A 26,143-nucleotide genomic window follows, 5' to 3' on the forward strand; every position below is an offset into this window, starting at 1 on the left:
GTTTACCAGCCGCGTTGGTAAGGTGCTGGAGGAGCAAGTTCAACACGTAAATCATGAGCGGCTTTTCTTGCCCAGTAAGGATCTCGAAGCAGCACCCTGCCAAGGAAGATGAGATCAGCACGATGGTTCTGCAGAATCTCTTCTGCTTGCTGAGGTTCCGTGATCAGTCCAACAGCACCGACGGGAATATCAGCATGCGCGCGGATTTCTTCGGCATAAGGTACTTGATAACCAGGGAAAGTCGTAGGCACCACAGGCGCATTGCCGCCTGAACTGACATCGATCAGATGGACGCCGAGTGTTTTGAGCTCTGTCGCGAAATAGTGGTGATCCTGAGGCGTGAGTCCGCCTTCTACGTATTCGTGTGCAGAAATGCGAACAAACAAAGGACCTGCCCACCGTGTTTGGATCGCTTGAACCGTTTCACGCAAGAAACGGAAACGTCCTTCTTGGTCACCTCCATAGGCATCTTGACGATGATTAGAGTGAGGGGAGAGGAACTCATTGATCAAGTAACCATGCGCCGCATGAATTTCGATGACATCGAATCCAGCTTGCTTCGCGCGGTCTGCTGCGTCAGCGAATGCCTGAATTGTATTATGAATATCAGTTATGGTAGCTTCCTCAGGTGTTTTAAATGTATCTGAGAAAGGGATGGCGGATGGTGCAATGATCGGTGTATCGAGCACTGCTTTGCGGCCGGCATGGGCGAGTTGAATCCCAACATGAGAACCATGGCCGTGAATCGAGTCGACAACACGCTTCAATCCTTCAATATGACCATCCTGCCAGATGCCGAGATCACGTGTTGAAATCCGTCCCTGAGCAGTGACGGCAGTAGCTTCAAATATAATAAGCCCAACTTGGCCAACGGCCCTGGTAGCGTAATGAACATGATGCCAATCTTTGATTTCGCCGGAATCATCAGAAGCGTACATACACATGGGTGACATGACAATACGGTTCTTGAGCGTGATATTGGCAATGCGGTAGGGGGTAAATAACATAAGGCGACAACTCCTTGCTAAGAATGATAGGATTGGGCAAGCCATGATAGCTTTGTGGATCTGGCTAGATAATAGATGCTGATTCAATTGTATACTAATCCTGTTGGAATTATCAAGTTTGACGCAAAGCTGGTCGAATGGCGGGAATAGTCAGTTAGGTTTTGATCGTATAGCCTTGAAAAAGTTTTGACATGGCAGTTTGTATATCTTACGCTATCTATAATTGGAGAGAGGCTATGTCGTAATTTTGCACCCTACGTTGTCGCTTATTCGAAATTTATCACCTTTCTGCCTCATGATACAATGAACCCAAGTCACTTATTTGGAGGTTATTTAGAATGAAGGTAGCTATGTTGAGTTTCTGGCACGTACATGCAGGGGATTATGCGAAACAGGTTGATGAGCATCCAGATACTGAAATTGTTGCAGTTTGGGACGAAATTGCCGAAAGAGGACAGAGAGAGGCTGAGAAGCGGGGCGTAACGTTCTATGCAAGCCTTGATGAACTCTTGGCTAATCAAGACATTGAAGCCGTTGTCGTAGATACACCTACCAACCTGCACCGTGATGTCATGATCGCTGCCGCTCAGGCAGGTAAACATATATTCACAGAGAAAGTCATTGCTCCAACACTTCGTGAAGTAAATGAAATTCTGGCTGCTGTCGAGAAAGCTGGCATTACGTTAACCGTATCTTTGCCGCGATTGAACTCGGTGTCTACGTTGGCCATTCAAGAAATTGTGGAGAAAGAGCTGCTAGGGCAAATTACCCTCGTTCGCACAAGACTCTCACACAATGGCGGAATTTCTACCACTGCCAACCCGAACGGCTGGTTGCCGCAGCATTTCTACAATGCCGAACAATGTGGCGGCGGCGCACTGATTGATCTTGGATGTCATCCGATGTATCTTAATCGTTTGCTGCTAGGCTTGCCTGTCGCTGTAAGCGCTTCTTATGGTTATGTGACAGGTAGAGAAGTAGAAGACAATGCGGTTTCATTGCTGCAATATGAGAATGGTGCCCTAGGCATTGTTGAAGCAGGCTTCGTGAATGCCTTCTCACCTTTTGTGATTGAAGTTCACGGGACCGCAGGCAGCGTGTTATATTCAGAACATGACGGACGCATCTTGTTGCGTACGAGCAAGTTAGAGGGAGCAGCAGATCAATGGCAAGCTTATGAGTCGTTAGCTGAAGCGAAGCCAACTGCTTTTGATCAATGGGTTGCTCATATTCAAAATGGCACGAAAGCCACCGAAAATATTGGGTTAGCTGTGGACTTAACGAAGCTAATGGAAGCTTCTAATCTATCTGTTTCAAGCAAAAGTCAGGTTCGACTAGATTCGTTAGTCAACTAATTTCAAGTCTGGAAAGGAAACGGTGGTCATCGCGATGAGTCAGCCCTTTTACTTTGAACCCATGTTAGAGAATCCGATGGCGTTAGATCGCCTAGAATTAAGCTTTCGTTGGGGGGCTTACGGGCTTCGCGTTCTGCGATGCCACCTAACTTCCTTTGCAGCAGGTACAACGATTGACTATCATCAGCATTCCGAGTACGAGATTCACTATATTCCCAGCGGCAAAGGGAGAGTCATCCTGGATGGAATCACCCATCCGTTGCATGAGGGACTGCTCTATGTGACAGCACCAGGTGTCATTCATCGACAGGAAGCTGATGAAGAAGAAGCGATGGGCGAGCTTTGCTTGCATGTGGATATCGTTAAACTGAATCCGAATGCGGATGAAAGCGCGCCTACGGCTGCTCGGACGCCAGGTTGGGGAGAAGAGTGGGAGATCGCTGAAGCGGAAGCCTGCATTAGCCAACTGAGCGAACTGCCGCATATCCCAGCCCTAGATCGCCATGAAGCGATGAAATGCTTTCTAGTCGCTTATGAAGCATGGCGTAATAATCAGTTGGGTCAGTATACGATTATTAAACAATCGATCATCCAGATGCTCCTGCGAACCGTGAGTGCCTATCGACCGGATCAACAAGGCGTGAACCTGCCAGCACGTGATATGAAAAGCTACCGTTACCAGCTAGCGATTCAATTCATCGCAGACAATTTCCGCAGACCCTTGACGCTGGAAGGCGTAGCGGAGCGGGTGCAGATCAGCTCGAGGCAGCTTCAACGGATTTTCAAAGAGCAAGCCGACGTATCTTTCAGCGAGTATCTGGAACAAGTCCGCCTTAAATTTGTATGCAGCGAGCTTCAACAGACCACGTTAACACTAGAAAAAATCGCCGAACGCAGCGGATTCACCTCCAGCAATTACCTGCACTACGTGTTCAAAAAAGCTCACGGCACAACCCCGAATGCCTTTCGGGAGAGTAGGTTGCTTCAGCACCAGTGAGGGTGCCTAGGGATAACAAGGCGATGTAGTAATTTAGTCATCATATGGAAAAAGAGCTGACCAGAAGTAGATTAGATTGTCTACTTCACGGACAGCTCTTTTTAGTGATTTAAGAAGTAATCATTTACTGATTAACTAGTTGCTACTAACGTCACCGTCAGCGCCATTCTATCAGCTGTATACTACTGCCACCGGCAACGCCACACACTTGCTACTCAAGGTTTTGCCTACTAGCAAAGCAACCTCAATGCCACTGTCACTCTACCAGCTGTATACTACTGTCACAGCCAACGCGACACACTTGCTATTCAAGGTCTGCCTACTAGCCAATTAACGTCATCGCCATTTTCACTCTACCAGCTATATACTACTGTCACAGCCAACGCGACACACTTGCTACTCAAGGTCTGCCTACTAGCCAATTAACGTCATCGCCATTTTCACTCTACCAGCTATATACTACTGTCACAGCCAACGCGACACACTTGCTACTCAAGGTCTGCCTACTAGCCAATTAACGTCATCGCCATTTTCACTCTACCAGCTATATACTACTGTCACAGCCAACGCGACACACTTGCTACTCAAGGTCTGCCTACTAGCCAATTAACGTCATCGCCAGCGTCACTCTACCAGCTATATACTACTGTCACCGCCAACGCCACGCACTAGGCTACTAAAGGTTTTACGTACTAGCCAAGTAACCCCAGCGCTACCGCCACTCTAACCGCAACAGTGCCTGCACACAAACACTCTTTCCGCCAAAATAGCTGGAAAATCTCCAGCTATTTTGGCGGAAATCCACGTAAAAAAAGAAATAACTGGAGAACCTCCAGTTATTTCTAGGTGTTTTAATCATATGGAGCGAATTTAGCTGGATTAACTGTAGTTTTTCCAGCTAAATTCACATTTCAGCGATAAATTGAGAATATAACTGTAGGTTTTCCATCTAATCACAAATAAAGTGAAGTCTATTCAAAAAGCTTACGCAGGTTTTCGCCGTACGGAGCTTGAACGATGCCTTTTTCCGTGATAATTGCCGTTACATATTCATTCGGTGTAACGTCGAACGCAGGATTGAACACTTTCACGCCAACTGGCGCTGTACGTTTGCCAAAGCCTTGCGTGATCTCATCCTCGTGACGCTCCTCGATCGGAATATCCCCGCCAGTTGGCGTGTTCAAGTCGATCGTGGACAGCGGACTTGCTACATAGAACGGGATGCCGTGGGCTTTCGCCAGCACAGCCACGCTGTAGGTGCCGATCTTGTTGGCGACATCGCCGTTCGCCGCAACGCGGTCGGTTCCGACGATGACCGCTTGGATCCAGCCCTTCGCCATGACCGCGCCGGCCATGTTGTCACAGATCAGCGTGACGTCTACGCCAGCTTGCTGCAGTTCAAAAGCGGTGAGCCGTGCGCCTTGCAGCACGGGCCGTGTCTCATCGGCGAACACTTTGATGTTCATCCCTTGCTCCTTAGCCAAGTAGAACGGCGCTAGCGCCGTGCCGTACTTGGCTGTAGCCAAACCGCCGGCGTTGCAGTGCGTCAGCACGCCAAACCCATCCTCGAACAGCGTGAGCGCATGTTCGCCGATACGGCGGTTGGTGTCTTCGTCCTCCGCCTGAATCACTTGCGCTTCTGTCAGAAGCGCAGCCTTGAACGCATCCGGGCTCACGCCTTCGGCTGCCAAAGCTCCCGCTCTCGCACGCATGCGATCGAGCGCCCAGAACAAGTTCACCGCTGTCGGACGTGATGTCGCCAGGTAGTTCGCTTGCTTCTGGACTTCCGCCAGAAGCCCATCAACCGCAGCATCCACGCCGCGGATGCCGAGGTAAACGCCATACGCGGCGGCGATCCCAATCGCAGGTGCGCCGCGAACTTTCAAGTGCCGAATCGCTTCCCACACCTCAATCGGTGTCTCCAGCGGCAAGTACACAATCTCCTCTGGCAGGAGTCGTTGATCTAACAGATCAAGCTGCTGGCCATTCCAACGCAAGGATTGCAAAGCACCTTGCTCCTGTCCTTGCTCCACACTATTTGTATTCGTCATAGTACATAACCTCTTTCTGCTGCTCGTGTTGCGATTGCAATAAGCTCATCGATCGATGAGATCTGACGGTTCGCACGAATGCTGGCTGTGCCGATCGTTAATGCCATGCGCTGAGCGCGTTCTCTCGCTGCTGCATCCTCAATTTTATCAATATCTGCTACATGGGCTAGCCCGACAACACGACGCACAATTTTGGCACCCGTGAATCCAACCGTATCACGCAGCAAGTTGGTCAAGAAATAATCTTGATAGCCTGGCGTTGCGAAAACACGATCAACCCCATGCTCATTCCATAACGCACGGAAATTTTCTTCGAAATGTGTCCATACATCTTTAACGGTTTGTGTTAAATAAGCGCGATATGCTGAGCGGCTCACTTCATCTTTACTCCAACCTTCTTGAGCAGCGAAGTTCAGAAGCAGATTCGCTAGAACGGCACCAATATCGAAGCCCATCGGCCCATAGTAAGCAAATTCAGGGTCAATTACTTTCGTTGAATCTGGTTTGATGAAAATACTGCCCGTATGCAAATCTCCATGAAGGAGAGCTTGTGCCGCAGTTAAAAACTTATTTCTCAAAATCGCGACTTCGAAGTGAAGCTCTGTGTCAGCCCATAATTGTTCTGCCGCATCACGGATTGGCGCTTCAATATTGTTCGTTTCGGCATCGCGGTAAGGATCATCGAAGATCAAATCTTCAGTGATTTTGCACAGCTCAGGGTTAATGAAGCGCCCTTGCTGCAGCTTCTTCTCTTGCTGATTTTTACCTAAATCAGATGTGTAGAAAAGGGTAGTTGCTAGAAAACGCCCAATGTGCTCCGCGAAAAGCGGGTATTGATTGCCTTCAATTAAACCTCTGCGCATAATCACATGATCGCTCAAATCTTCCATAACCGTAAGGGCAAGTTCAGCGTCATAGGCATACACATGCGGAACCAGGTCTGGATTTAAAGCTTCTTCAATGATCAAAGCTTCGCTCTCAATGCGGGCACGATCCAGTGTCAGCGGCCATGATTCCCCAACGACTTTGGCATAAGGGAGCGCTTGTTTCAAAATAATACTTTTTCCAGTCGCCGCTTCGCTTATACGAAATACGAGGTTTAAATTACCATCCCCAATTTCCTGACTAGTCAGTTCAGCACCTGGTTGGAATAATTGTGGAATCTGACGTGAATATGCGATGGCTTGCTCTTCCGATAACGGATGATATGTTGACATGTGTAAACCTCCTAAAAGTTTTCGTCAAAAACTGACTTCGTAAGGGTCCTCTTAAGTGATTGGAATTAATTCCAACTAATTTACTGAGTATTAATTATTCTTACCTAGTATAAGACAAATTGTTTCTGCATGAAATACACTTTTCAGAAATGTTGCTTATTTTACATAAAATCGGCGAAATAATCGTAAATTAACGTGTGCGGACGCCATGTTTACATAAGCTTAAAGTTGCACAAACACTCGTCGAATGAATGTTAGATATCCTAGAGACAAGAACGTTTCGGAGGATGTGGGATGTGGGTTATGGTCAAAATGGTGAATGTTTTACTTGCCGTTGTTGCATGTGTCGCTTTCTTATTGATCGCTTATCAAGCAGATCCGCCTAGCGCTGTTCACAATCCGAACCCGATGCAGCAGAATCAAGAACAGTTTACCCGAATGCAGCCGCCCTATTACGCTAACTCAAATAAGTGAATGAAGGAATGAGCGCGAACCTAGGCTCGTTCCTTTTTGTTTTCTGCACGTTCTTTGCCTCGCATTTGTTTTGACCACAAAGTTTATTTATAATAGATAGATTAATGAGGAGAACGAGGAGTTGGCGTTATGGGGCAGGGGATGGCATTGAAAGAATGGGCATCGGCAGTAAGAGCTTTAGAAGCCGGTTCTCAAGTTTTTATTATGCGGAAAGGAGGTATTGTTGAAGAAACAAGAGATTTTCAAGTGGAATCGACTGATTTCTTTCTCTATCCAACCTATGAACATCAGAGAAAGGAGCTGCTGAAAGAGCAGCATCAAGGTCTGATCGATGAGACGTTGACGAAATGGAGCGCGGCGGACACGCAAGTGACGATCCGCTCATTCGCCAGATTGGTCGAAGATATTGAGGTTAGCGATCAAGAGCAGTTGAATCAATTGTTTCCTTTTCACATTTGGACTGAAAATTTCACAGAAGAGCGATTAAAGTGGAAACGTAAAAACCCGCTGCATATTATGTTGTTAAGGGTATATACACTTCATGAACCTATAGTAATTCCGATCGAACAGGCCTATATGGGCTGCAAATCATGGATCCAGCTTGGAGTATCGGTTCCGGAAGCTTCCGCGATGACTCCTGTGTTGAATGAGGAAGAATTTATGGCGCAAGTTGCTGAAATTAAACGTACTTTGGCGTAAATTTCATGTAGCTTTTCACAAAACGATCTCCTTTTTCACGCTATTGCCCTTTCTTGATTTGTCACAGTAAGTTATAATAGAATTATTCTAATGAGAATCAGTGATAATCATTTCATATGATTGTCATTTATCTAGTACACTCAAACATTATGGAGGCTTAAAGAAAATGGCAAATTCATCAACATTTACAATAGAGGGTCTGAAAGCGACCATCGAAGGAAAGGAAATTTTGAAAGGTCTTAGCCTAGAAATCAAAGGCGGCGAAATTCACGCAATCATGGGGCCGAATGGTACTGGTAAAAGTACATTGGCATCCGCATTGATGGGTCACCCGAAATATGAGGTTACAGAAGGCTCTGTTACTTTAGATGGTGAAGATGTTCTTGAGATGGCTGTTGACGAAAGAGCACGCGCTGGTCTGTTTCTAGCTATGCAGTACCCAAGTGAAATCACTGGCGTAACGAATGCTGACTTCTTGCGCAGTGCAATGAACGTTCGCCGCGGCGAAGGTAACGAAATTTCGTTGATCAAATTCATCCGTCAAATGGAAGCGAAGATGAAGCAACTGGAAATGAACCCTGAGTTCATGCACCGTTATTTGAACGAAGGCTTCTCCGGCGGTGAGAAAAAACGTAACGAAATTCTTCAAATGCTTTTGCTTGAGCCTAAATTCGTTATCTTGGATGAAATTGACTCCGGTCTAGATATCGATGCTTTGCGTATCGTAGCTGAAGGTGTTAATGCAATGCGCAGTGAAGAACGTGGATTCTTGATCATCACGCATTACCAACGTTTGTTGAACTACGTTAAACCTGATTTTGTACATGTTATGATGCAAGGTCGCATCGTTAAATCCGGTGGTCCTGAGCTTGCTGAACGTCTGGAAGCAGAAGGATACGACTGGATCAAAGAAGAACTTGGCATCGTGGATGAAACCGTTGGTCAAGATGTTGAAGAATTCAAAGTTCCAATGAACACACCAGGGCCGAAGTACTAGGAGATGAGACTTTGATCTCAGGGTCAAAGATCCTTATAAATGGAGGAAATCATGAGCACTAAAACAACACTTTCCATCGATTCTAACGCTGTTACTGAGCTCTCCCGCAGCAAGCAAGAGCCGGAGTGGATGACAGCCCTTCGTACTGAAGGTTTAGCGTTAGCTAGTTCGTTGGAATTACCTATACTAGAAAAAACAAGAATTGACCGTTGGAGCATTTCCGCTTACGGTTCCTATAAATCGCAAGCTGCTTTGAGTTCACTTGAGGCATTGCCTGAAGTAACACAAGGCTTAACAAATTCCGAGAACCTCATTGTGCAACGCAACTCCGGTATCGTGTACAATCAAGTTTCGGAAGAATTGAAGAAACAAGGAGTTATTTTCACAGATCTTGAAACAGCGATTCGTGAGCATGGCGATTTGGTTAAGCCCTACTTCATGCAAGCTGTTCAAGCGAATGAGAATCAACTGACTGCTTTGCATGCAGCTTTGTGGAATGGCGGTATCTTCCTCTATGTTCCTAAGAACGTGGTTGTGGATATCCCACTTCAAGCGTTATTTGTTGCAGATGATGCAGAAGCTACGTTTGCACCGCATGTTCTGATCGTTGCTGAGCAATTCAGCTCCGTTACGTATGTCGATAACTTTGTGTCCGCCGTTGGCGACGCAGCTCTTGTACAGAACGGAATCGTTGAAGTGTTTGTGAAGCCGGGTGCACGCGTAAGCTATTCGTCCATTCACAGCCTGGAAGCATCCGTAACTGATTTGACATACCGTCGTGCAATTCTTGAAGATGATTCAAGAATCGGATGGGTTGTCGGTGAGTTGAACTATGGGAACTCGATGTCTGATACGACTTCCATTCTCAAAGGTAAAGGATCTGACTCCGATGCCAAAATCATCTGTGTTGGCACACATGAACAGAAATTGAACTTGACGACTCGCGCCGTTCATTGGGGCAAAGCGTCAACTAGTGATATGATTACCCGTGCCGTTATGCGTGACAGCTCCACAGCGATCATCAACGGAATCACGAAGATCGAGAAAGGTGCAACAGGCTGTAACGGTCAACAAACCGAGAAAGTCTTGATGCTTAGTCCGAAAGCTCGCGGAGACGCGAACCCGATTCTTCTGATTGATGAAGATGATGTAAAAGCGGGCCATGCAGCGAGTGTTGGGCAAGTGAATGCAGAGCAAGTTCACTACCTAATGTCTCGTGGTATTACCAAAGAGGAAGCTCAACGCTTAATCATTTATGGATTCCTGGCGCCAGTCGTTTCAGAGATCCCAGTGAAGAGTGTTGAAGAACAGCTGCAAAGCTTAGTGGAAAGGAAGCTAGGACAATGATAACTGCCGATATACGTGAACTTTTTCCCATTCTTAAGCAAGAAGTGAACGGTCATCCACTGGTCTACTTGGACAGTGCTGCTACTTCCCAGAAACCTATTCAGGTGATTGAAGCACTGAAGCATTACTACGAGTGGGATAATGCGAACGTTCATCGCGGTGTGCATACCCTAGGTTCCCGAGCAACGGATGCCTACGAAGGAGCTAGAGCCAAAGTGGCTAAGTTCATCGGAGCAGCTAGTGAGCAGGAAATTATTTTTACTCGTGGCACGACAACAGCAATCAATATTGTGGCATCTAGTTTTGCCCAATCGGTACTTCGTGAGGGCGATGAAATCGTCCTTACACCGATGGAGCATCACAGCAACCTGATTCCTTGGCAGCAAGCTGCTAAGAAGTCAGGTGCCGTTCTGAAATATATCCCGCTGCAGCCAGATGGATCCATTCTCCTGGCAGATGTAGAGAACACCATTACCGATCGCACGAAAATTGTTTCGGTTGTGTATGTGTCCAATGTGCTTGGCGTTATCAATCCAGTGAAAGAAATCGCTCAGATTGCTCATAAGCATGGAGCGAAGATCATGGTTGATGGTGCGCAAAGCACTCCACATATGAAAGTGAATGTGCAAGATTTGGATTGTGATTTTTATGCTCTCTCCGGGCATAAGATGTGTGGGCCTACTGGCATTGGGGCATTGTATGGGAAGAAGTCTTTGTTAAACAACATGGAACCCGTTGAGTTTGGCGGCGAAATGATCGATCATGTCGATCTTTACGAGTCAACTTGGAAGGAACTTCCGTGGAAATTCGAAGGCGGAACACCTATGATTGCAGGAGCAGTTGGACTTGGCGCCGCAATCGACTTCTTAACTGAAGTTGGGATGGATAATATATATAAACACGATGTGCAGCTTACGAATTATGCGTTGGACCGGATGATGCACATCGAAGATCTATCTATTTATGGACCAACTACAAATCGTGCTGGACTTGTTACCTTCAATCTTGGAGATGTTCATCCTCATGATGTAGCAACTGTTCTAGATTCAATGGGTATTGCAATTCGAGCCGGTCACCACTGCTGTCAGCCGCTCATGAGATGGTTAGAAGTTAGCAGCACAGCGCGTGCCAGCTTTTATCTATATAATACGGAAGATGATGTAGACCGTCTTGTGATGGCCTTACAGAAAACAAAGGAGTACTTCGGCGATGCAATTGGATGATTTATACCGTAGAGTAATTATGGATCACTATAAAACACCGCGCAACCGTGGGAAATTTGAATCAGGCGAGTCTGTTACCATTGATCTGAATAACCCAACCTGCGGTGATAAAATTTCACTTCAGATGCAAGTGGAAGATGGTATCGTGAAGTTGGCCAAATTCACAGGTGAAGGTTGCTCCATTAGTTTATCCTCTGCTTCCATGATGACGGATGCAATCAAAGGGAAGACCATTGAAGAGGCACTAAAGATGGCCGATGATTTTTCTGGCTTAATGAAGGGCGAATCTGTAGAATTTGAATATGAAGATATAGAGGCTCTCTCTGGTGTGAACAAATTCCCAGCACGGATCAAATGTGCAACGCTTGCGTGGAACGCTCTTCGCAAAGGGATTGAACATTCCCATAAGACCGATAACTAACGCATTTGCGATGGAATAAGTAAGTTAGTAAGAGAACGTTAAGGAGGAATCAACCATGGCAAAACAAATGCCAGATTTAGAGGATTACAAATATGGTTTTAGAGATGAGCACAAATCCATTTTTCAATCCGGTAAAGGCTTAACTCGTGAAATCGTTGAAGAAATCTCCAGAATTAAAGGCGAACCAGAATGGATGTTGGAATTCCGTCTGAAATCACTTGAGCAGTTCTTCAAAATGCCGATGCCGCGTTGGGGCGGAAACATGGATGACTTGGATTTCGACGATATCCAGTACTATGTACGTCCCTCCGAGAAACAAGGTAAGACGTGGGAAGAAGTTCCTACAGAAATTAAAGAAACTTTCGACAAGCTTGGTATTCCGGAAGCAGAGCAAAAGTTCCTAGCTGGTGTATCTGCACAGTATGAATCTGAGGTTGTTTACCACAGCATGCAAAAAGAGCTTGAAGATCAAGGTGTCATCTTTACGGATACAGACACAGCTCTTCGTGAATACCCAGAGTTGTTCAGACAATATTTCGGAACGATTATTCCTCCTTCCGATAACAAATTTGCTGCATTGAACAGCGCAGTTTGGTCTGGCGGATCTTTCATCTACGTACCGAAAGGCGTTAAATGTGAAGTGCCTTTGCAGGCTTACTTCCGTATTAACTCCGAGAACATGGGTCAATTCGAGCGTACATTGATTATTACGGACGAAGAAAGCTTTGTGCATTATGTTGAGGGCTGTACAGCTCCAATCTACAGCACGAACTCCCTTCATAGCGCAGTAGTTGAAATCGTATGTTTGAAAAACTCCCGTGCTCGTTATACAACGATCCAAAACTGGGCACCTAACATCTACAACCTCGTTACTAAACGTGCGGTTGCTGAAGAAGGCGCTACGATGGAGTGGGTTGATGGTAACATCGGTTCCAAGCTTACAATGAAGTATCCAGCTGTTGTTCTTAAAGGCCGCGGCGCTAAAGGGATGGTTCTTTCCATCGCGGTTGCCGGCAAAGGTCAACATCAAGATGCGGGCGCGAAAATGACGCATCTAGCTCCGGATACAACATCGACGATTGTTTCCAAATCGATCTCCAAACATGGTGGTAAAGTAACGTACCGTGGTTTGGCTTCCTTCGGGCGTAACTCCCAAGGCTCCAAAGCCAACATCAAATGCGATACTTTGATCTTGGATAACGAATCGACATCGGACACAATTCCTTACAATGAAATCTTGAACGATAACATTACGCTTGAGCATGAAGCGACTGTATCCAAAGTATCAGAGGACCAATTGTTCTACCTCATGAGCCGCGGTCTTACAGAAGCTGAAGCTACGCAAATGATCGTAATGGGCTTCATTGAGCCATTCACCAAAGAACTTCCAATGGAATATGCCGTGGAAATGAACCGTCTCATCAAGTTCGAGATGGAAGGATCCATCGGTTAATCCGTCCCAGATATCCAAAAAAGCGTGCCAGAGAGTCTCCTCTGGCACGCTTTTTTCATTTGTTCGCATGGCGAAACTTAGCCATTCATTCGTTTAAGATTTTGGGTAGCCGATGTTTGAAGAGCTACATAAAGTCCTTGAATATTGAATTTTTTCTTAAATTCAAATTTATAAGAAGCTGTTGTAATGGTATTTGCTTTATAGTAAGGAGATTTAATGTAGTGAATAGTTAGCTCACTGTCATCAAAGCCTGTCCCACCCGTTTCCATCGTTACTTCATAGATGGAGTCTAGATCGATGGTTGTAACCCTTGTTTTTTTGCCTGTTACCCCTTGATGATCAATTAAGATAATTCGCTCGTCCGTAATGATGAATGAATCCCTAATGAGTTTGAAACCTGTCGAGATGGTTTCATTTGGCATTAAATATGCCCCATACTGATTCGTCAGTTCCTCAACAGAAACCTCCGATAAATTGCCTAATAATCCACTAAAAATACCCACTTTTATCACTCCTCCTCATGCCACTATATGTATATATTCAACAATTAGAATGAATTCCCTTTTTGCTCGCTTTTGGATGCTCGGCTCCGCCTACAGACGGAGGAGTAAGCCATCTGTAGACGGTTATGCAATTGGAAAGAAAATGATATGCTTAGAAGTAACTGATTTGACGTTAATCGATGTGAAAATGGAGGCTTTCGTCATGAGTAAATCCAATTGGTTCAATGGCATGTGGGAAACGAAGGGCTGGAATCTACGAGAAATCGACTATCAATGGCCTTCAGCGAAATGGCCAATTATTAATATTAAGACTGGTGGACCGCAGAAGATGGGTCGCAGCGTAGCGGTGGGTGTGATCGCAGTTGGGGATGTTGCTATTGGGTTGATATCTGCAGGATCGATAAGTGTAGGTGTGGTTTCTTTCGGTGCTGTGGCTGTATCTTGGCTCGCTTCGTTTGGCGCGGTGGCGTTGACAACCTATTTGGCAGGTGGGGCAGTCGCGATCTCACATGGTCTCTCTGTCGGGGCGGTAGCAATTGGCAATGCATCAATCGGAGCGGTAGCCATAGGCAAATTTGCATTAGGGGCTGTTGGCATAGGCCAGTTCGCACTAGGAGCTGTAGGCATTGGTGAAACCGCTTATGGTGTTGTAGCGATCGGTGAACACGGACTGGGTCTGATCCCGATTACGGCCGATTTCGCAAATTGGGTGAAAGGTCTGTTTACAAGCAAATAGTACAATACATAAGGTTTCTTCCAACATGCTCCATACGGGGACTTACTGCCAAATATGCATATTTGTAGGCCGCTTGTCTCACTCTATAAAGGATAATAATGTGTTCCTTTAAGGAGAGAGAATGTCATGTGGAAGAAGCTAAAGGTACCAGCTATAGGCAGTATGGTTGTCATGGTGGCGATTACGACAGCTTGTGGGAAGGATCAAGTAACTCCACGGAGTGTAACACCATCTGCGAGCTCAACTGGCCCAGCAGGCGCAGGTAATTCGGTTACCAAAAGCTTGTCACAAGCGGGTAAAGATATTATTGCCCTAGGGACTAATGATGCGGTTCTCCCGATGAAACAGATCGGCAATGTGAACTATGTGTCAGCGCAAGAACTGATTCGAACCTTGAAATTTCAGTCGGAGTGGGAAGATGCAGAAGGAAAACTGCTCATAGGCGATAATGATGCTAATTTCGAACTTATTATGAATTCGAATAAAGCGATGAAAGACGGCGCAGCAATCCAATTGAGTCAACCGATCGTGAAAGAGGGCAAGACCGCATATTTGCCAGTCTCGGACTTGGCTGATCTTTTTCAAGAGGATATGTCTTACGATGTGAGACAAGGTGAGGTGGTTATCCATGCTTCGCCAGTCGCCGTGATTGAACATGAAGATGATCCTGATCCTCGCGGGAATGCACCAGAGCTGAATTTCGGGGAGGATCCGTCCGATCCATTCAAAGGCAACGGATCAAGTGCAGGAACGGCTTTACTGCCTTTTAACGCAACAATGGATTTGCCAGTGTGGTCCTCTTATGCAGAGCAGGAAGATCTACCAGTTATCAAAAACATTGATATCAACTCGCTGATTCGAAAAGGTGAGCAATATTTAGGTGTGAAATATAAATTTGGAACAGGGGCCTATCCGAATACGGGTCGTTTCGATTGCTCAACCTTTACGCAGTATATTTTCGGCAAATATGGCGTCAAGCTGCCGCGGGTAGCACGTCAACAAGGATATCTGGGTACATCGGTTTCACGTAAATCATTACGTAAAGGTGATCTCATGTTCTATTACGTGCCAGGCCGGTTCAAATCGAATAAGACAGTTGGACATGTCGGCATTTATATTGGGAATATGCAGATGCTTCACGCATCGCCAGAACCTAAGAATGGTGTACAGATATCAAGCATCGATAAAGCCTATTGGAAGAAAACATTTCTGAAAGCCAAGCGAGTTGCGTATTAATGAGTGAAATGGTAGAAGTCTATCCTCGGGATAGGCTTTTATTTTTATCGTTTTTGAAACAAATGAAGTCGTTGTGCGTTAGAATAGGAAGGATGTTTTTTGTGGAGGAGGCATGGCAGTATGACAATCGTACTATATGAAAAAATGCTAGATGGACAGCTGCTCAAGATCGGTGTTCGCTCCTGGGATGATAAGCTGATTCAAGCTCTCAATGTAGCCAACTTTATTGTCGTTGCAGGGAAGGAATACGAAATGATTGAGGGTCGATTGAATTTAGATCTCGATATATTTGAATTGCTTCTTGTTGCAGCAGGCTCAGAAGGGGGAGGGAACAAGGCGTGAAACGACCCCTGAAAGTATTATCGGCTTCACTTACTTTGCTGCTCCTAGGTCAGATGGCCTTAGCTTCGGTTCACGCGGCGGAAACACCAAGCCCCAACACGGGGGGGGCTAAATTAGTGGAGTGGTCGAATGACGACGTGAAAGCTTACTACGATCCACAAGTGGATTGGAGTTTGCCGACACCTGTAGATAAGAGCACCGCAACAGCCTCACCGACACCAACGCCTACCGGAAGCAGCAATGCGCCAATTATCATCAATCAGGTTTCAGGCGGCGGATATGGCGGCGGTTTTGGATGGGATGACTTGTTGTTGTATCATCTGATTTTTAACACCGTGAGCCCGTACTCGTCAAGCTACTGGGGAAGCAGTCATCGATCCTATTATTATCGTTCAAATACCCCTTATGTGAATAAAACGTATCAGCCCAGCTCGTTTACGAATCGTTCCACAACGAAGACACCCACAACATCAAGCGGGAGCGGGACATTCACCTCGAATAAATCATCATCCAGCAATAAATCAGGTACAACGGGATCGGTAAGCAGCTCAGGTACAAGCGGCAGTACGTCATCTGGCTCGAAATCCACGTCAACGTCAACGGGCAGTATTGGTGGGAAATCAAGTGGTTTCAGTTCATCCTCCAGTTCAAGTTCTGGGGGTTAATCGCATGGTTTTTGAGGTGAGAGGAACGCCAAATCCCGATAGAGAACGCAGAGTACACCAATTAAGTGAACTTGGCTTTACTTGGGCAAATGTGGAGGAGGAAGCTTACTGGATTGACCAGTTGGTCGTGATGGATCATGAGGTCTATCAAGAGCTGATTCATGCGGCTGCGGGATTGTGGCAAGTGTTCGATAAAGCGGCTCGATACGTTAGTGGTAAAAGGGAACTCTATGCCGACTTGTCCATACCCCAGGTGTTATGGGATGGTTTAGATCGACTTGAACTGAATGAAGAAGGATTTATAAGCCGATATGCTAGATTTGATTTTACGGTCGGTCTTGACGGCACGATTAAGCTGCTTGAGTTGAACGCAGATACACCCACAGGGTATGTAGAGGCTGCAATTGCTACACCATGGTTGTGCGAGCAATACGAGCTGAACTCTCCTAATGTGAAGATGAAGGACCTCATCCAAGCGGCTTGGGCGATTGAGGCTCCTGATTACGCGGCTTGTATTGGCTATGGGCAGCATGTGGAGGATTCAGGTACAATAGATGCTTTGGTCGCGCATAGTCAGCGAGAGATGACCTGTGTGGACTGTTTGGATTTGTGGATAGATGAAGGTGTTGTCAAAATAGGTGCTGATCAGAAGATCGAGCGAATGTTTGCTCTATATCCAAAGGAATGGATGGGCGTGGACGACGGAGGAGAAGCCTTGTCTTATGCGATAGAGGAACAGTTCATTCACCTGTTTAATCCCTTAGCTGCTGTTATTTTGCAATCCAAAGGATTACAGGCATTTATCTGGGACTTACACAAGAACCGATCTACCTTGTTCACAGAAGAGGAGCATCAATGGATTGGCAGGTATATGCTGCCTACCTTCATGGAACCGCTTCTGGCAGGCAATTATGTGTCCAAGTCGATGTTCGGCCGCGAAGGCGGATCCGTAGAGCTATACAACGAACAAGGAGAGTTGGCTTACAAAGATGAGGAGGGCTTTGATACGAGTGTGTTTTTTAAGCGCGTCTATCAGCAGCGAGCAGACCTGCCTAAGCTTTCCTTTGCGCATGGAGACGGGCATTTATTGACGGGACTATTTGTACTGAATGGTACACCATGCGGGCTTCTTGGCAGAGCTGGCGGTATGATAACGGGGAATGCAAGTCAATTTGTGGCGATTGGAGTGAAAGCACCTTGAGAAAAGGGCGATTTATACTTTTGGCTGTTGGGATGATCGGCGTCATCCTCATCGTATGGTTGATCAGCATGGCCTTTAATAAGAAGCCAGCTGTGCTGAGCAGTTCAGCATCGGGGAACTCAGCGACGGTTTCAACTAATTTAACAGGTGAAGTGCCGTGGGATTATCAGGTTCAGCAAGTGAAGGTCGGAGACTTAATCGATGGCGATATGGTGCTATTGCCGGGCAATGAACGGATTTCCAATGATCAGAACTTTGCTACGGGTGATACCATTTGGGTGCTGGACTATATGCAGGCTACGATGAAAGCAGATAGCCAAGGGAAAAACGATGTCACTTTATCGCAATGGAAACCGATCAAGTCGTACAAAACCAAAGAAGATGCAGATAAAGATATTGCGGAATTAAAGGCAGAAATTAAGACAGATGTGAAACTGATTGGTGTGTATAAAACAGAGCTAGATGGTAGTTTCCGATATTTTGCCGTTGCGGAATTACCAACAGGTCAGAAGGTGAAGCAGCCGATTTCGGAGGAGCGCTACACGAATTTTAAAAGTAAGAAAGAAGTCGAGGTTGTGCTGGAAGAAGTGCATGATTATACGGATTATGATCAATCCATGGCTAAATTTCGGGGGTGGGCAGAGTGATCGTTGTAGATCTTATTATTAGTTTGTTTGTTATCGTTCTGCTGCAATTTGCGGGGATGTATATCTTTAGTCTCATGACACCCTATCGGGATATGGAAGAAATCAACAATGGAAATGTAGCTGTCGGTATTACAATGGGGGGCAAATTCGTAGCAACAGCGATCATTCTGGCGATCGCCGCCTATACGAATTCTTCCATCTGGCACATGAGTCTTTGGTTTGCAGTTGGATATGCATGCTTAATAGCCTCATACTGGGTTTTTGATTGGGTAACCCCAGGCATGAAGCTATCAGATCAGCTAAAAGAAGGTAATGTGGCAGTAGGGATATTACTCTCTGCTGTATATATCGGTATTGCGATTTCCATAAGCAGTCTTATTATTTAAGTTGCGCTGAATTGCGTCCACTAGATGGCGATTTTTGTGATTTCGACATGAGCTAATTGCGAAAGGTCGATAAACTGATTATTGATGTTAATGAGCGGTCGGAAGAAGTCGGTAGGGTTCGTCATGATAATCGTACCCTCGCGTCCATCGCTCAAAGACACCTTTTTCCCAATGAAATTAGGAATCATATTCCGGATGAACACTTGCGTGATTTTGGGATCTAGTTCACCGAAACTCATCCGATGCAACTCTTTGAGAACATAGAGAAGATCACGTCTTTGTTGATAGACTCTGCTTGAGATCATGGCGCTGTAGATATCTGCAACCGCAATGATACGAGAGTAGGAATGAATGTCCGTCCCTGTTTTCCGAAGCGGATAGCCTGATCCGTCCATCCGCTCGTGATGTTGGAGGGCGACCAGTGCGAGCGTGTCATCCTTGAGCGATTTGCGAATGATATCGTAGCCATGAATCGTATGCTTCTGAATTTCCTCGAACTCATCCCTCGTTAGCTTGCCCGGTTTATTTAGAATATCAGGATGAATTCTACACTTCCCGACATCATGTAAGTAGCCGGCTTTACCAATGACTAAAGCTTCTTTTTCGGATTTGTTCATCCATTTGGCAATAAAATAGGATAACATACCTACTTGCACACTGTGCTGAAGGGTATAGTCATCTTGGCTGTTCAAGGATAAAAGCAGGGAAACCAGATCTTTCTCTTCTTGAATGCTCTCGATCATTGGATTGAAAGCGGATTCTACAGATTCGTTACGAAGGGAACCTCCGTCTTGTAACGTTTCAAATATCTCTTTGATTCCAGCTATTGCATTGTTAAATGAGGTCACTTGTAAGACATTCGCTTGTTGTGATGGCGTTTCTTCAACGACATTCTCAATCTCACTGCTTCTTGGAGCTATATCAACATAATCCACACTGTGGCGATTGAGCATCGAAATGTCCCCAGCATCGAGAACCGTGCCTGCTGAGAGAAGATTTAACCCTACTGAATTGTAGGAATCGGAATTCAATTTGTCGCCAACGATAAGCTGAAGCACATGTACTCGCATAGAAGCTCCTCTCCAAGTCCTATTATCACGTAGGTATATTGTAATACTACATCCCAATATAACGGCTGTAAAGACTTTTGGCCTGAATTAAATCCTCTGTCCCTTGAATGAGAACACGACCTCCAGGGAATAGAATCATTTGAATATCAGCCGAGGCATGGAACTTAAGTAGAAAGCGATTCTTCTCGACCAGCCCAAGCGGCTTTAGCCGCTCTTCCCAGTAGTCTAAAGGCTGGGTGCTCGGAAGGATAGGATGAATTTGAACAGAATTTCGACCGCATAAGGACTGTATCGTATCGCTATCTAGATGAGCATCTAGGTAGTCGAACTGTTGATTCGCACAGGCGGGACAATCTGACTTCTTCGCACCAGCTACCCGGATAGATGAATTCTGATTGAACCATAAGTCCCATTGCTGCATGTTGAGATTAAGCTGTTCCGCAGCGCCAACTAGCAATTTGAGCGCTTCTGTAGCTTGGAATGAAGCGACAACATGAATAATGCCGCCAATCACCCCAGCCGTATCACACGTATCCGTAGTGCCTGCGGCAGGGGCTTGTGTGAAAAGGCAGCGTAAACAAGGCGTTTGTCCTGGCAGGATGGTCAATGAAACACCTCTTGAAGCAACAGCGCCACCATAAATCCAAGGAATGCCCAGCTTGATGCTGATATCATTTAGTAAAAAGCGAACAGCGAAGTTATCCGTGCCATCCAAAATGAGATCCACATCATGCAGCAATTGTTCAGCATTCGTAGCATTTAGATCACAGACATGAGGATCGACGACTACGGCTGAGTTCACCAATTGTAGACGTGCAGCCGCAGCAATTGCCTTAGGTACCGTACCTGCAGCATCTTCTTCATCGTAGAGCATTTGTCTCTGCAAATTACTTAGGTCAACGAAATCACGATCAATGATACGGACATATCCGACCCCGGCGCGAACCATATGATTCGCAAGAACCGTGCCGAGTGCACCCATCCCAACAATTGCTACGCGACCTTCTCCAAGCTTTCGTTGACCGTCAAGGCCAATCGGGGAAAAGAGAACTTGTCTAGAATAACGAGCGTCAACTTCAGGGGTAGAATCTGTATGTACATGTGAGTTCAAGCAGGATCATCTCCGATCAGATAAATTAGTCAGTTAAGGGTGCTTGGAGCGGGTTCCATGGGCCCGTTTGGCTGCCTTTCCATTCCGATCCGTCTTCCCAAATTTCTTTCTTCCAAATGGGTACAATTTGTTTCAAACGCTCAATCGCATAGCGACTCGCTTCATAACAATCCGCCCGATGCGGAGAAGAGACGGCGATGACAACGCTGGCCTCAGCAATCGCAACCTGACCTAGTCGGTGCGTGATGGCACAGAGGGTCCCTGGCCACTTGGCGTCGATTTCTTCGCCGATGGCTGCCATGGTTTTCAAGGCCATCGGCCGATAAGCTTCATATTCCAAAAGGACCGTTCGTTGCCCGAACGTCATTTCTCGGGTCGTGCCAATAAAAGCAAGGGAAGCCCCGTGATTCGGGTGGTTGACCTTAGCCGTTACCGCTGCGATATCTATGGTTGAATCGGTAATTTCATATCGAACGGGCTGTCCGCCTGAAACAGGAGGAATAAGCGCAAGTTCATCCGAGGCGGAAACGGATTCCTGATCGCCGGCATAAGCTTGATTTTTGGCAAAAAAGCAGGTATATAACTGCTCGGAAGCGGTAGGATAGTCCGAAAGGATTCGTTCCTTCAATTGTGCGATTGTAATCGAATCTTGATCAACGGAAATCGTGAGAGTAGCCGTTCCAAAAAGATCGACAAGACCTGCGAAAAGTTGGATGTGTAAGTTCAATGTGGTTCTCCTAGAGATAGATGTTAGAATCCCTTACAGCATATCATATTTTGCCCTGAAAATGGTATAATGGATAGGGACTATGGGGGAATATGTCCATGGGGAATGGAAGGGGACGAACGCATGACCACCAATTTATGTATACACGTGTCAGACATACATAGTACGACCGAAACGTTTACCGTTGATGAGATGGTGGCTTTAGCCGAGCAGAAGTTGAATAGCCAGGATCGCGTGCCAGAGGTGCAAGGGGAAGCTTTTGATCTGAAAGGCTGGTATCGAAGTTGGAAAAATACGCATCATGTAGAAGAGAGAGAAGAACCGACGCATGTGAAAGTTGAAGCTGTGGACGAATTCCAAGCATTGATGCCTTGGTCTCAGGTGGAGCAAGCCCTTTTTCTATATGCACAGGAGGGACAACCGCTGAAGAAAGGCTATCCAATTCGGCTTTACGTACCTGATGGTAGCAGTGAATGCTTAAATGTGAAAAGTATTGTAAAGATATGGTTCCTTCGGGACGCAAGCTTGGGGGAAGAAGCAACCTACGGGTTCAAAAACAAAGTTTCCCTGGAAGAGTTGAAAATCAAGAAATGAGCAGGGATCAACCTGCATATTTATAGACATGCTTGGATCTGGTTGACTACGAAGAGAGGTGAGCGGGATGTCTGACCCCTTGCAACGGTTAGTTATTTTACATACGAATGATATTCATAGTCATTTTGAACAAATGCCCAAAATAAGTGCCTATTTCGATCGTGTTCGCCGTCACTGGCCGTCTAATCAGGTGTTAACACTGGATATTGGCGACCATATGGATCGGATGTTTCCGGAAACAGAAGGTACAAATGCGATTGCCAATGTGGAAATCATGAATGCGACAGGCTATGATGCCATGGTTCTGGGAAATAATGAGGGGTTAACGTTCACGCCGGACTGGTTAAGATCGGTCATGATGGAACATGCCCAATTTCCCATTATTGGCAGCAATATTACCGAAATCGCTACCCAAAAGACACCGGATTGGTTGGTGCCAAGCCTTATCCTGCATAAATCCGGTCTGCGCATCGGCTTGATCGGGGTTACAGCCGCGTATCAGGATTATTATGAGCTCTTGGGTTGGCATGTGATCGATCCGATGCAGGCTGTGAGCGAGCACATAAGCCTTCTAAGGCCACAAGTGGATATTCTGATTGTGATGTCCCATCTGGGCCTCAGGACCGATCAGCGGATGGCTGAGGAGCTGGAAGGCATCGATGTCATCCTAGGCGGACATACGCATCACTTACTTGAAGAGCCGCTGCTGCTCGGCGGCACCTATATTTGTGCGGCCGGCAAGTTCGGTCAGTACGCCGGCCACATTGAACTTGCATTCGACCCGGCGCAGCGCCGGATCGTCGAACTGAACGGCCGTGTCGTCCCGATGACGACCGATAGTGAAGAAGACAGCAGCGTGACCACGCTGCTGGAGCACTACCGCATCGCCAGCGCAGCGTCGCTGGCGGTGGAGGTGGCGCAGCTGCGGCAGCCGCTGCGCTTGGATTGGTACGGCGAATCCCCGCTCGGCAACTTGCTTGCCGCGGGGATCCGCCGCTGGACCAGCGCCGAGATCGGGCTGGTCAATAGCGGGCAGCTCCTTCAGGGACTGAAGGAGGGCGGGCTGACCCGGGGCCGGCTGCTGGAAATCTGCCCCGGTCCGATCAACCCCTGCCGCATGCTGCTCAGCGGCGCGGATATTCGTCAAGCGCTCGAAGAGTCGCTGCTTGACGAATTCATGGAGAAGCCGATTCGCGGCTTCGGCTTCCGCGGGGAGGTGCTCGGCGTGCTCTGTGTGGACGGGATAACCGTCCAAGTCGACGCCACGCGCCCTCCGTATGAACGTATTCTCGCCGTTCACGTAGGCGAGGCGGAGTTAGATCTGGAGCGTTCCTATCTCGTAGGGACGATCGATATGTTTACGTTCGGCTCCGGCTATTTATCGCTGAGCCGGGGGCAGCAGATCGTCTACATGCTGCCGGAATTTATCAGGGATGTCCTAGCCGATCAGCTGCAAGATGAGGCAGCCATAGCGGACAGTCACCAGGTTAGATTCGCAGGTATTGTCAGACCTAGTCGTTAGCAGGTAGAATAGATAATTGGAACAAGTGTATCCTGCAATAACCATGTTAATAGGGGGCCATTATGCATACGATTTTTGAAGCGATCATTATTGGGATCGTTGAAGGCTTGACGGAGTTTTTACCTGTATCATCAACTGGACATATGATTCTAGCGCAAAGTTTATTAAACACGCAAAACGATGAAGTCATGAAAACCTTTGATTTCGTGATCCAATTAGGTGCGATTATGGCAGTCGTGATTATTTATTGGAAACGAATCCTCTCGTTGTTTGGGCTTGTGAAGCGGAAAAGTGAAAGCAGAGTGGGAAGAAAACTGAATTTGATCCACATTCTAATTGGGATCATTCCCGCTGGTGTGATTGGCGTTCTATTCAATGATGTGGTAGATGAGAAGCTATTCAATACAACGACGGTACTGGTAGGGCTTGTGCTTGGCGGTATTCTCTTGATCATTGCGGAGAAGAAGAAGGAACAACCGAAGACGATGGTGCTGGATGATCTGACGTATCGTCAAGCCTTTGCCATTGGTCTATGGCAATTGATCTCCATTTGGCCTGGATTTTCTCGCTCTGGCTCCACGATTGCTGGAGGGATGTTGTCGGGTGTATCCCGCGCAGCTTCGGCTGACTTTACATTCATCATGGCGATTCCGATTATGTTCGGAGCTTCAGGCGTGTACTTTTTGAAAAATTACGATGCGCTGTCATCGAACGATTTAGCTTTTTTCATCGTAGGATTCCTTGTGGCTTTCGTTGTGGCTTTACTTGCAGTCGTTACCTTCATCAAGCTTGTTCAGAAAATGAAATTAACGTATTTTGCATATTATCGTTTTGCAGTAGCGATTATTTTTGCGCTTTATATGTATTTGAAATAGAAAATGGTGGAAAACTAGCGAATCGCGTCGAAAGACGCGGTTTTTTATGTTGAACTTTTTTGTGAAATCTATTACATTTAATTAGAACGTAATGCTCACCTATGCGGGGGTCCTGAAATGCTGTTTATGCCGATCAACATGTGTCATCCTGGAATGAGGCTGGCCAAGAATATATACAACGACGATGGTATGGTCCTTCTGGCCGTTAATGTTGAGCTTACACAGAGACTTATCGACCGCTTATTTAGTTATGGGATTGATTATATTTACATAGAAGATGCTAGAACAGATGATATTATTCAAGCCGATGTGATTCAAGATGAAACGAGATCACGAGCTGTTATTGAGATTCGAAATACCTTTAAGAAGGTCATGGAAGATTCCAATAAACGTGGGGCCGTTAACTATTACGATATTGGACGTAATTTCCGTGATGTTATGAAAATGATTATTGACGATCTCAGCGCACATGAAGGTGCGATGGTGATGCTCAATAATATGAATGTGAAAGATAATTATTTATTTCAGCATTCGGTGAATGTCAGTATTTATGCGATTATGCTAGGAATAAGCTATGGATATAGCCGTGAGAAGCTCGAAGCATTGGGCCTTGGTGCGTTGCTGCATGATATTGGGAAAACGAAGGTGCCGTTAGGTATCCTGCGCAAGCCCTCGCAGTTAACGTCCGACGAGTTTAATGAGATGAAGAATCATACAACTTATGGTTTTAATCTGTTGAAAGACGAACCCAATATCCCAATCTTATCCGCCCACTGTGCCTTACAGCATCATGAACGGATTAATGGCAGTGGATATCCGCGCGGGATTCATGGGAATGAAATTAATGAGTTCGCGAGATGGATTGGCCTTGTCGATTCTTACGACGCCATGACGACAACACGTGTGTACCGGAGACCATTATTGCCGCATGAGGCGATGGAACAGCTGTTCGCGGGTTCAGGTACGATGTATGATCAAAGTCAGATCGCATTATTCCGTGACAAAATTGCCATTTATCCGTTGGGCATCACGGTGCGTTTGAATACAGGAGAATACGGAATTGTATCGAAATTGAATATGTCGGTGCCACACCGGCCGACGGTTCGCGTGCTTCAGAATGAGGGAGGCACTGTCTTAAAGGAACCGTATGAAATCGATCTTTCAACGAGGCTATCGATATTAATTTCCGAAATTGGGGAAATTAAGGTTAGCGATGTCGAGTTAGATGCCAATATGCCTACACTTCTATAGACCACACACATAGCAGCTAGAGGATGAAGAACCTGG

General features: G+C 46.3%; 27 protein-coding genes. 20 read left to right on the plus strand and 7 right to left on the minus strand.

Annotation, left to right across the window (positions count from 1 at the left end):
- Nucleotides 1-2 precede the first annotated feature (2 nt).
- Nucleotides 3-1,007 (minus strand): NADPH dehydrogenase NamA, encoded by a 1,005-nt coding sequence (gene namA / locus A8709_RS21970; protein WP_065855176.1) that lies wholly within the window; start codon nucleotides 1,005-1,007, stop codon nucleotides 3-5.
- Nucleotides 1,008-1,345: 338 nt separating this feature from the next.
- Here namA and A8709_RS21975 point away from each other — a divergent pair, with 338 nt between their 5' ends.
- The gene (locus tag A8709_RS21975; RefSeq protein WP_065855178.1) at nucleotides 1,346-2,362 is read left to right on the plus strand and encodes a Gfo/Idh/MocA family protein; all 1,017 of its coding nucleotides are present in this window, start codon (nucleotides 1,346-1,348) and stop codon (nucleotides 2,360-2,362) included.
- Between the two features lie 34 nt (nucleotides 2,363-2,396).
- Nucleotides 2,397-3,359 carry a helix-turn-helix domain-containing protein gene (locus A8709_RS21980; protein WP_065855180.1) on the plus strand — a complete coding sequence of 321 codons (963 nt, stop codon included), beginning with the start codon at nucleotides 2,397-2,399 and terminating at the stop codon, nucleotides 3,357-3,359.
- Between the two features lie 971 nt (nucleotides 3,360-4,330).
- On the opposite strand, the gene mtnA is transcribed toward A8709_RS21980, so the two are convergent.
- Together mtnA and mtnK are read right to left on the minus strand one after the other, a co-directional pair.
- Entirely contained in the window at nucleotides 4,331-5,410 is a 1,080-nt protein-coding gene (gene mtnA / locus A8709_RS21985; RefSeq protein WP_065855182.1) for an S-methyl-5-thioribose-1-phosphate isomerase, read from the minus strand.
- Nucleotides 5,407-6,627, minus strand: coding sequence for an S-methyl-5-thioribose kinase (gene mtnK, locus A8709_RS21990; protein ID WP_065855184.1), 1,221 nt, complete (start codon nucleotides 6,625-6,627; stop codon nucleotides 5,407-5,409). Before mtnK ends, mtnA begins: the two co-directional genes overlap by 4 nt.
- Before the next feature lie 294 nt (nucleotides 6,628-6,921).
- Between mtnK and A8709_RS21995 the strand changes: the two genes are divergently transcribed.
- From A8709_RS21995 to sufB, 7 genes are all read left to right on the plus strand, one after another.
- The gene (locus tag A8709_RS21995; protein ID WP_065855186.1) at nucleotides 6,922-7,101 is read left to right on the plus strand and encodes a hypothetical protein; all 180 of its coding nucleotides are present in this window, start codon (nucleotides 6,922-6,924) and stop codon (nucleotides 7,099-7,101) included.
- Nucleotides 7,102-7,230: 129 nt separating this feature from the next.
- Complete coding sequence (locus A8709_RS22000; protein ID WP_065855188.1) at nucleotides 7,231-7,800, plus strand: DUF1802 family protein; 570 nt, start codon at nucleotides 7,231-7,233, stop codon at nucleotides 7,798-7,800.
- 166 nt (nucleotides 7,801-7,966) lie between these two features.
- Nucleotides 7,967-8,797 (plus strand): Fe-S cluster assembly ATPase SufC, encoded by an 831-nt coding sequence (gene sufC, locus A8709_RS22005; protein ID WP_065855190.1) that lies wholly within the window; start codon nucleotides 7,967-7,969, stop codon nucleotides 8,795-8,797.
- 51 nt (nucleotides 8,798-8,848) lie between these two features.
- Complete coding sequence (sufD, locus tag A8709_RS22010) at nucleotides 8,849-10,144, plus strand: Fe-S cluster assembly protein SufD (protein WP_065855191.1); 1,296 nt, start codon at nucleotides 8,849-8,851, stop codon at nucleotides 10,142-10,144.
- Complete coding sequence (locus tag A8709_RS22015; protein ID WP_065855193.1) at nucleotides 10,141-11,367, plus strand: cysteine desulfurase; 1,227 nt, start codon at nucleotides 10,141-10,143, stop codon at nucleotides 11,365-11,367. Before sufD ends, A8709_RS22015 begins: the two co-directional genes overlap by 4 nt.
- On the plus strand, nucleotides 11,354-11,788 hold the full coding sequence (gene sufU / locus A8709_RS22020; RefSeq protein ID WP_065855195.1) for a Fe-S cluster assembly sulfur transfer protein SufU: 435 nt from the start codon (nucleotides 11,354-11,356) through the stop codon (nucleotides 11,786-11,788). The genes A8709_RS22015 and sufU overlap by 14 nt, the downstream gene beginning before the upstream one ends.
- A gap of 55 nt (nucleotides 11,789-11,843) precedes the next feature.
- Nucleotides 11,844-13,241, plus strand: a complete 1,398-nt coding sequence (gene sufB / locus A8709_RS22025) for a Fe-S cluster assembly protein SufB (RefSeq protein WP_065855197.1) — start codon at nucleotides 11,844-11,846, stop codon at nucleotides 13,239-13,241.
- A gap of 77 nt (nucleotides 13,242-13,318) precedes the next feature.
- Here sufB and A8709_RS22030 read toward each other — a convergent pair whose 3' ends face one another.
- Nucleotides 13,319-13,744 (minus strand): PH domain-containing protein, encoded by a 426-nt coding sequence (locus A8709_RS22030; protein WP_065855199.1) that lies wholly within the window; start codon nucleotides 13,742-13,744, stop codon nucleotides 13,319-13,321.
- Between the two features lie 202 nt (nucleotides 13,745-13,946).
- Here A8709_RS22030 and A8709_RS22035 point away from each other — a divergent pair, with 202 nt between their 5' ends.
- The 7 genes from A8709_RS22035 (at nucleotide 13,947) to A8709_RS22065 (ending at nucleotide 18,957) form a co-directional block, all read left to right on the plus strand.
- Nucleotides 13,947-14,480 carry a hypothetical protein gene (locus tag A8709_RS22035; protein ID WP_065855201.1) on the plus strand — a complete coding sequence of 178 codons (534 nt, stop codon included), beginning with the start codon at nucleotides 13,947-13,949 and terminating at the stop codon, nucleotides 14,478-14,480.
- Nucleotides 14,481-14,606: 126 nt separating this feature from the next.
- A complete protein-coding gene (locus tag A8709_RS22040; protein ID WP_065855203.1) occupies nucleotides 14,607-15,716 on the plus strand; it encodes a C40 family peptidase in 1,110 nt (369 codons plus the stop codon).
- 120 nt (nucleotides 15,717-15,836) lie between these two features.
- Nucleotides 15,837-16,058, plus strand: coding sequence for a hypothetical protein (locus A8709_RS22045; RefSeq protein WP_065855205.1), 222 nt, complete (start codon nucleotides 15,837-15,839; stop codon nucleotides 16,056-16,058).
- On the plus strand, nucleotides 16,055-16,723 hold the full coding sequence (locus A8709_RS22050; protein WP_141692623.1) for a hypothetical protein: 669 nt from the start codon (nucleotides 16,055-16,057) through the stop codon (nucleotides 16,721-16,723). Before A8709_RS22045 ends, A8709_RS22050 begins: the two co-directional genes overlap by 4 nt.
- 4 nt (nucleotides 16,724-16,727) lie before the next feature.
- A complete protein-coding gene (locus tag A8709_RS22055; protein WP_065855209.1) occupies nucleotides 16,728-17,924 on the plus strand; it encodes a glutathionylspermidine synthase family protein in 1,197 nt (398 codons plus the stop codon).
- Complete coding sequence (locus tag A8709_RS22060; RefSeq protein WP_244163287.1) at nucleotides 17,921-18,571, plus strand: hypothetical protein; 651 nt, start codon at nucleotides 17,921-17,923, stop codon at nucleotides 18,569-18,571. Before A8709_RS22055 ends, A8709_RS22060 begins: the two co-directional genes overlap by 4 nt.
- Entirely contained in the window at nucleotides 18,568-18,957 is a 390-nt protein-coding gene (locus tag A8709_RS22065) for a DUF350 domain-containing protein (RefSeq protein WP_065855211.1), read from the plus strand. The genes A8709_RS22060 and A8709_RS22065 overlap by 4 nt, the downstream gene beginning before the upstream one ends.
- Before the next feature lie 20 nt (nucleotides 18,958-18,977).
- Here the strand turns inward: A8709_RS22065 and A8709_RS22070 are convergent, their stop codons facing one another.
- From A8709_RS22070 to A8709_RS35490, 3 genes are read right to left on the minus strand one after another with little or no spacing between them, the layout of a single operon-like run.
- Entirely contained in the window at nucleotides 18,978-20,027 is a 1,050-nt protein-coding gene (locus tag A8709_RS22070) for an HD-GYP domain-containing protein (RefSeq protein WP_065855213.1), read from the minus strand.
- A gap of 46 nt (nucleotides 20,028-20,073) precedes the next feature.
- Nucleotides 20,074-21,138, minus strand: a complete 1,065-nt coding sequence (locus A8709_RS22075) for a ThiF family adenylyltransferase (RefSeq protein WP_065855215.1) — start codon at nucleotides 21,136-21,138, stop codon at nucleotides 20,074-20,076.
- Nucleotides 21,139-21,163: 25 nt separating this feature from the next.
- On the minus strand, nucleotides 21,164-21,865 hold the full coding sequence (locus A8709_RS35490; RefSeq protein WP_065855217.1) for a molybdenum cofactor biosynthesis protein: 702 nt from the start codon (nucleotides 21,863-21,865) through the stop codon (nucleotides 21,164-21,166).
- A gap of 123 nt (nucleotides 21,866-21,988) precedes the next feature.
- On the opposite strand from A8709_RS35490, the gene A8709_RS22085 reads away from it, so the two are divergent.
- The 4 genes from A8709_RS22085 to A8709_RS22100 all read left to right on the plus strand — a co-directional run bounded on the left by A8709_RS22085 (nucleotide 21,989) and on the right by A8709_RS22100 (nucleotide 26,107).
- Nucleotides 21,989-22,459: a molybdopterin-dependent oxidoreductase gene (locus A8709_RS22085; RefSeq protein ID WP_065855219.1), complete on the plus strand. Its 471-nt coding sequence runs from the start codon at nucleotides 21,989-21,991 to the stop codon at nucleotides 22,457-22,459.
- Nucleotides 22,460-22,526: 67 nt separating this feature from the next.
- A complete protein-coding gene (locus A8709_RS22090) occupies nucleotides 22,527-23,981 on the plus strand; it encodes a bifunctional metallophosphatase/5'-nucleotidase (protein ID WP_065855221.1) in 1,455 nt (484 codons plus the stop codon).
- Nucleotides 23,982-24,043: 62 nt separating this feature from the next.
- Nucleotides 24,044-24,856, plus strand: coding sequence for an undecaprenyl-diphosphate phosphatase (locus A8709_RS22095; RefSeq protein ID WP_065855223.1), 813 nt, complete (start codon nucleotides 24,044-24,046; stop codon nucleotides 24,854-24,856).
- A 117-nt stretch (nucleotides 24,857-24,973) separates the two neighbouring features.
- Nucleotides 24,974-26,107 carry an HD-GYP domain-containing protein gene (locus tag A8709_RS22100; protein ID WP_065855225.1) on the plus strand — a complete coding sequence of 378 codons (1,134 nt, stop codon included), beginning with the start codon at nucleotides 24,974-24,976 and terminating at the stop codon, nucleotides 26,105-26,107.
- The last annotated feature ends 36 nt before the right edge of the window (nucleotides 26,108-26,143 follow it).

It is taken from the genome of Paenibacillus pectinilyticus (assembly GCF_001700435.1).
Taxonomy (GTDB): Bacteria; Bacillota; Bacilli; order Paenibacillales; family NBRC-103111; genus Paenibacillus_E; species Paenibacillus_E pectinilyticus.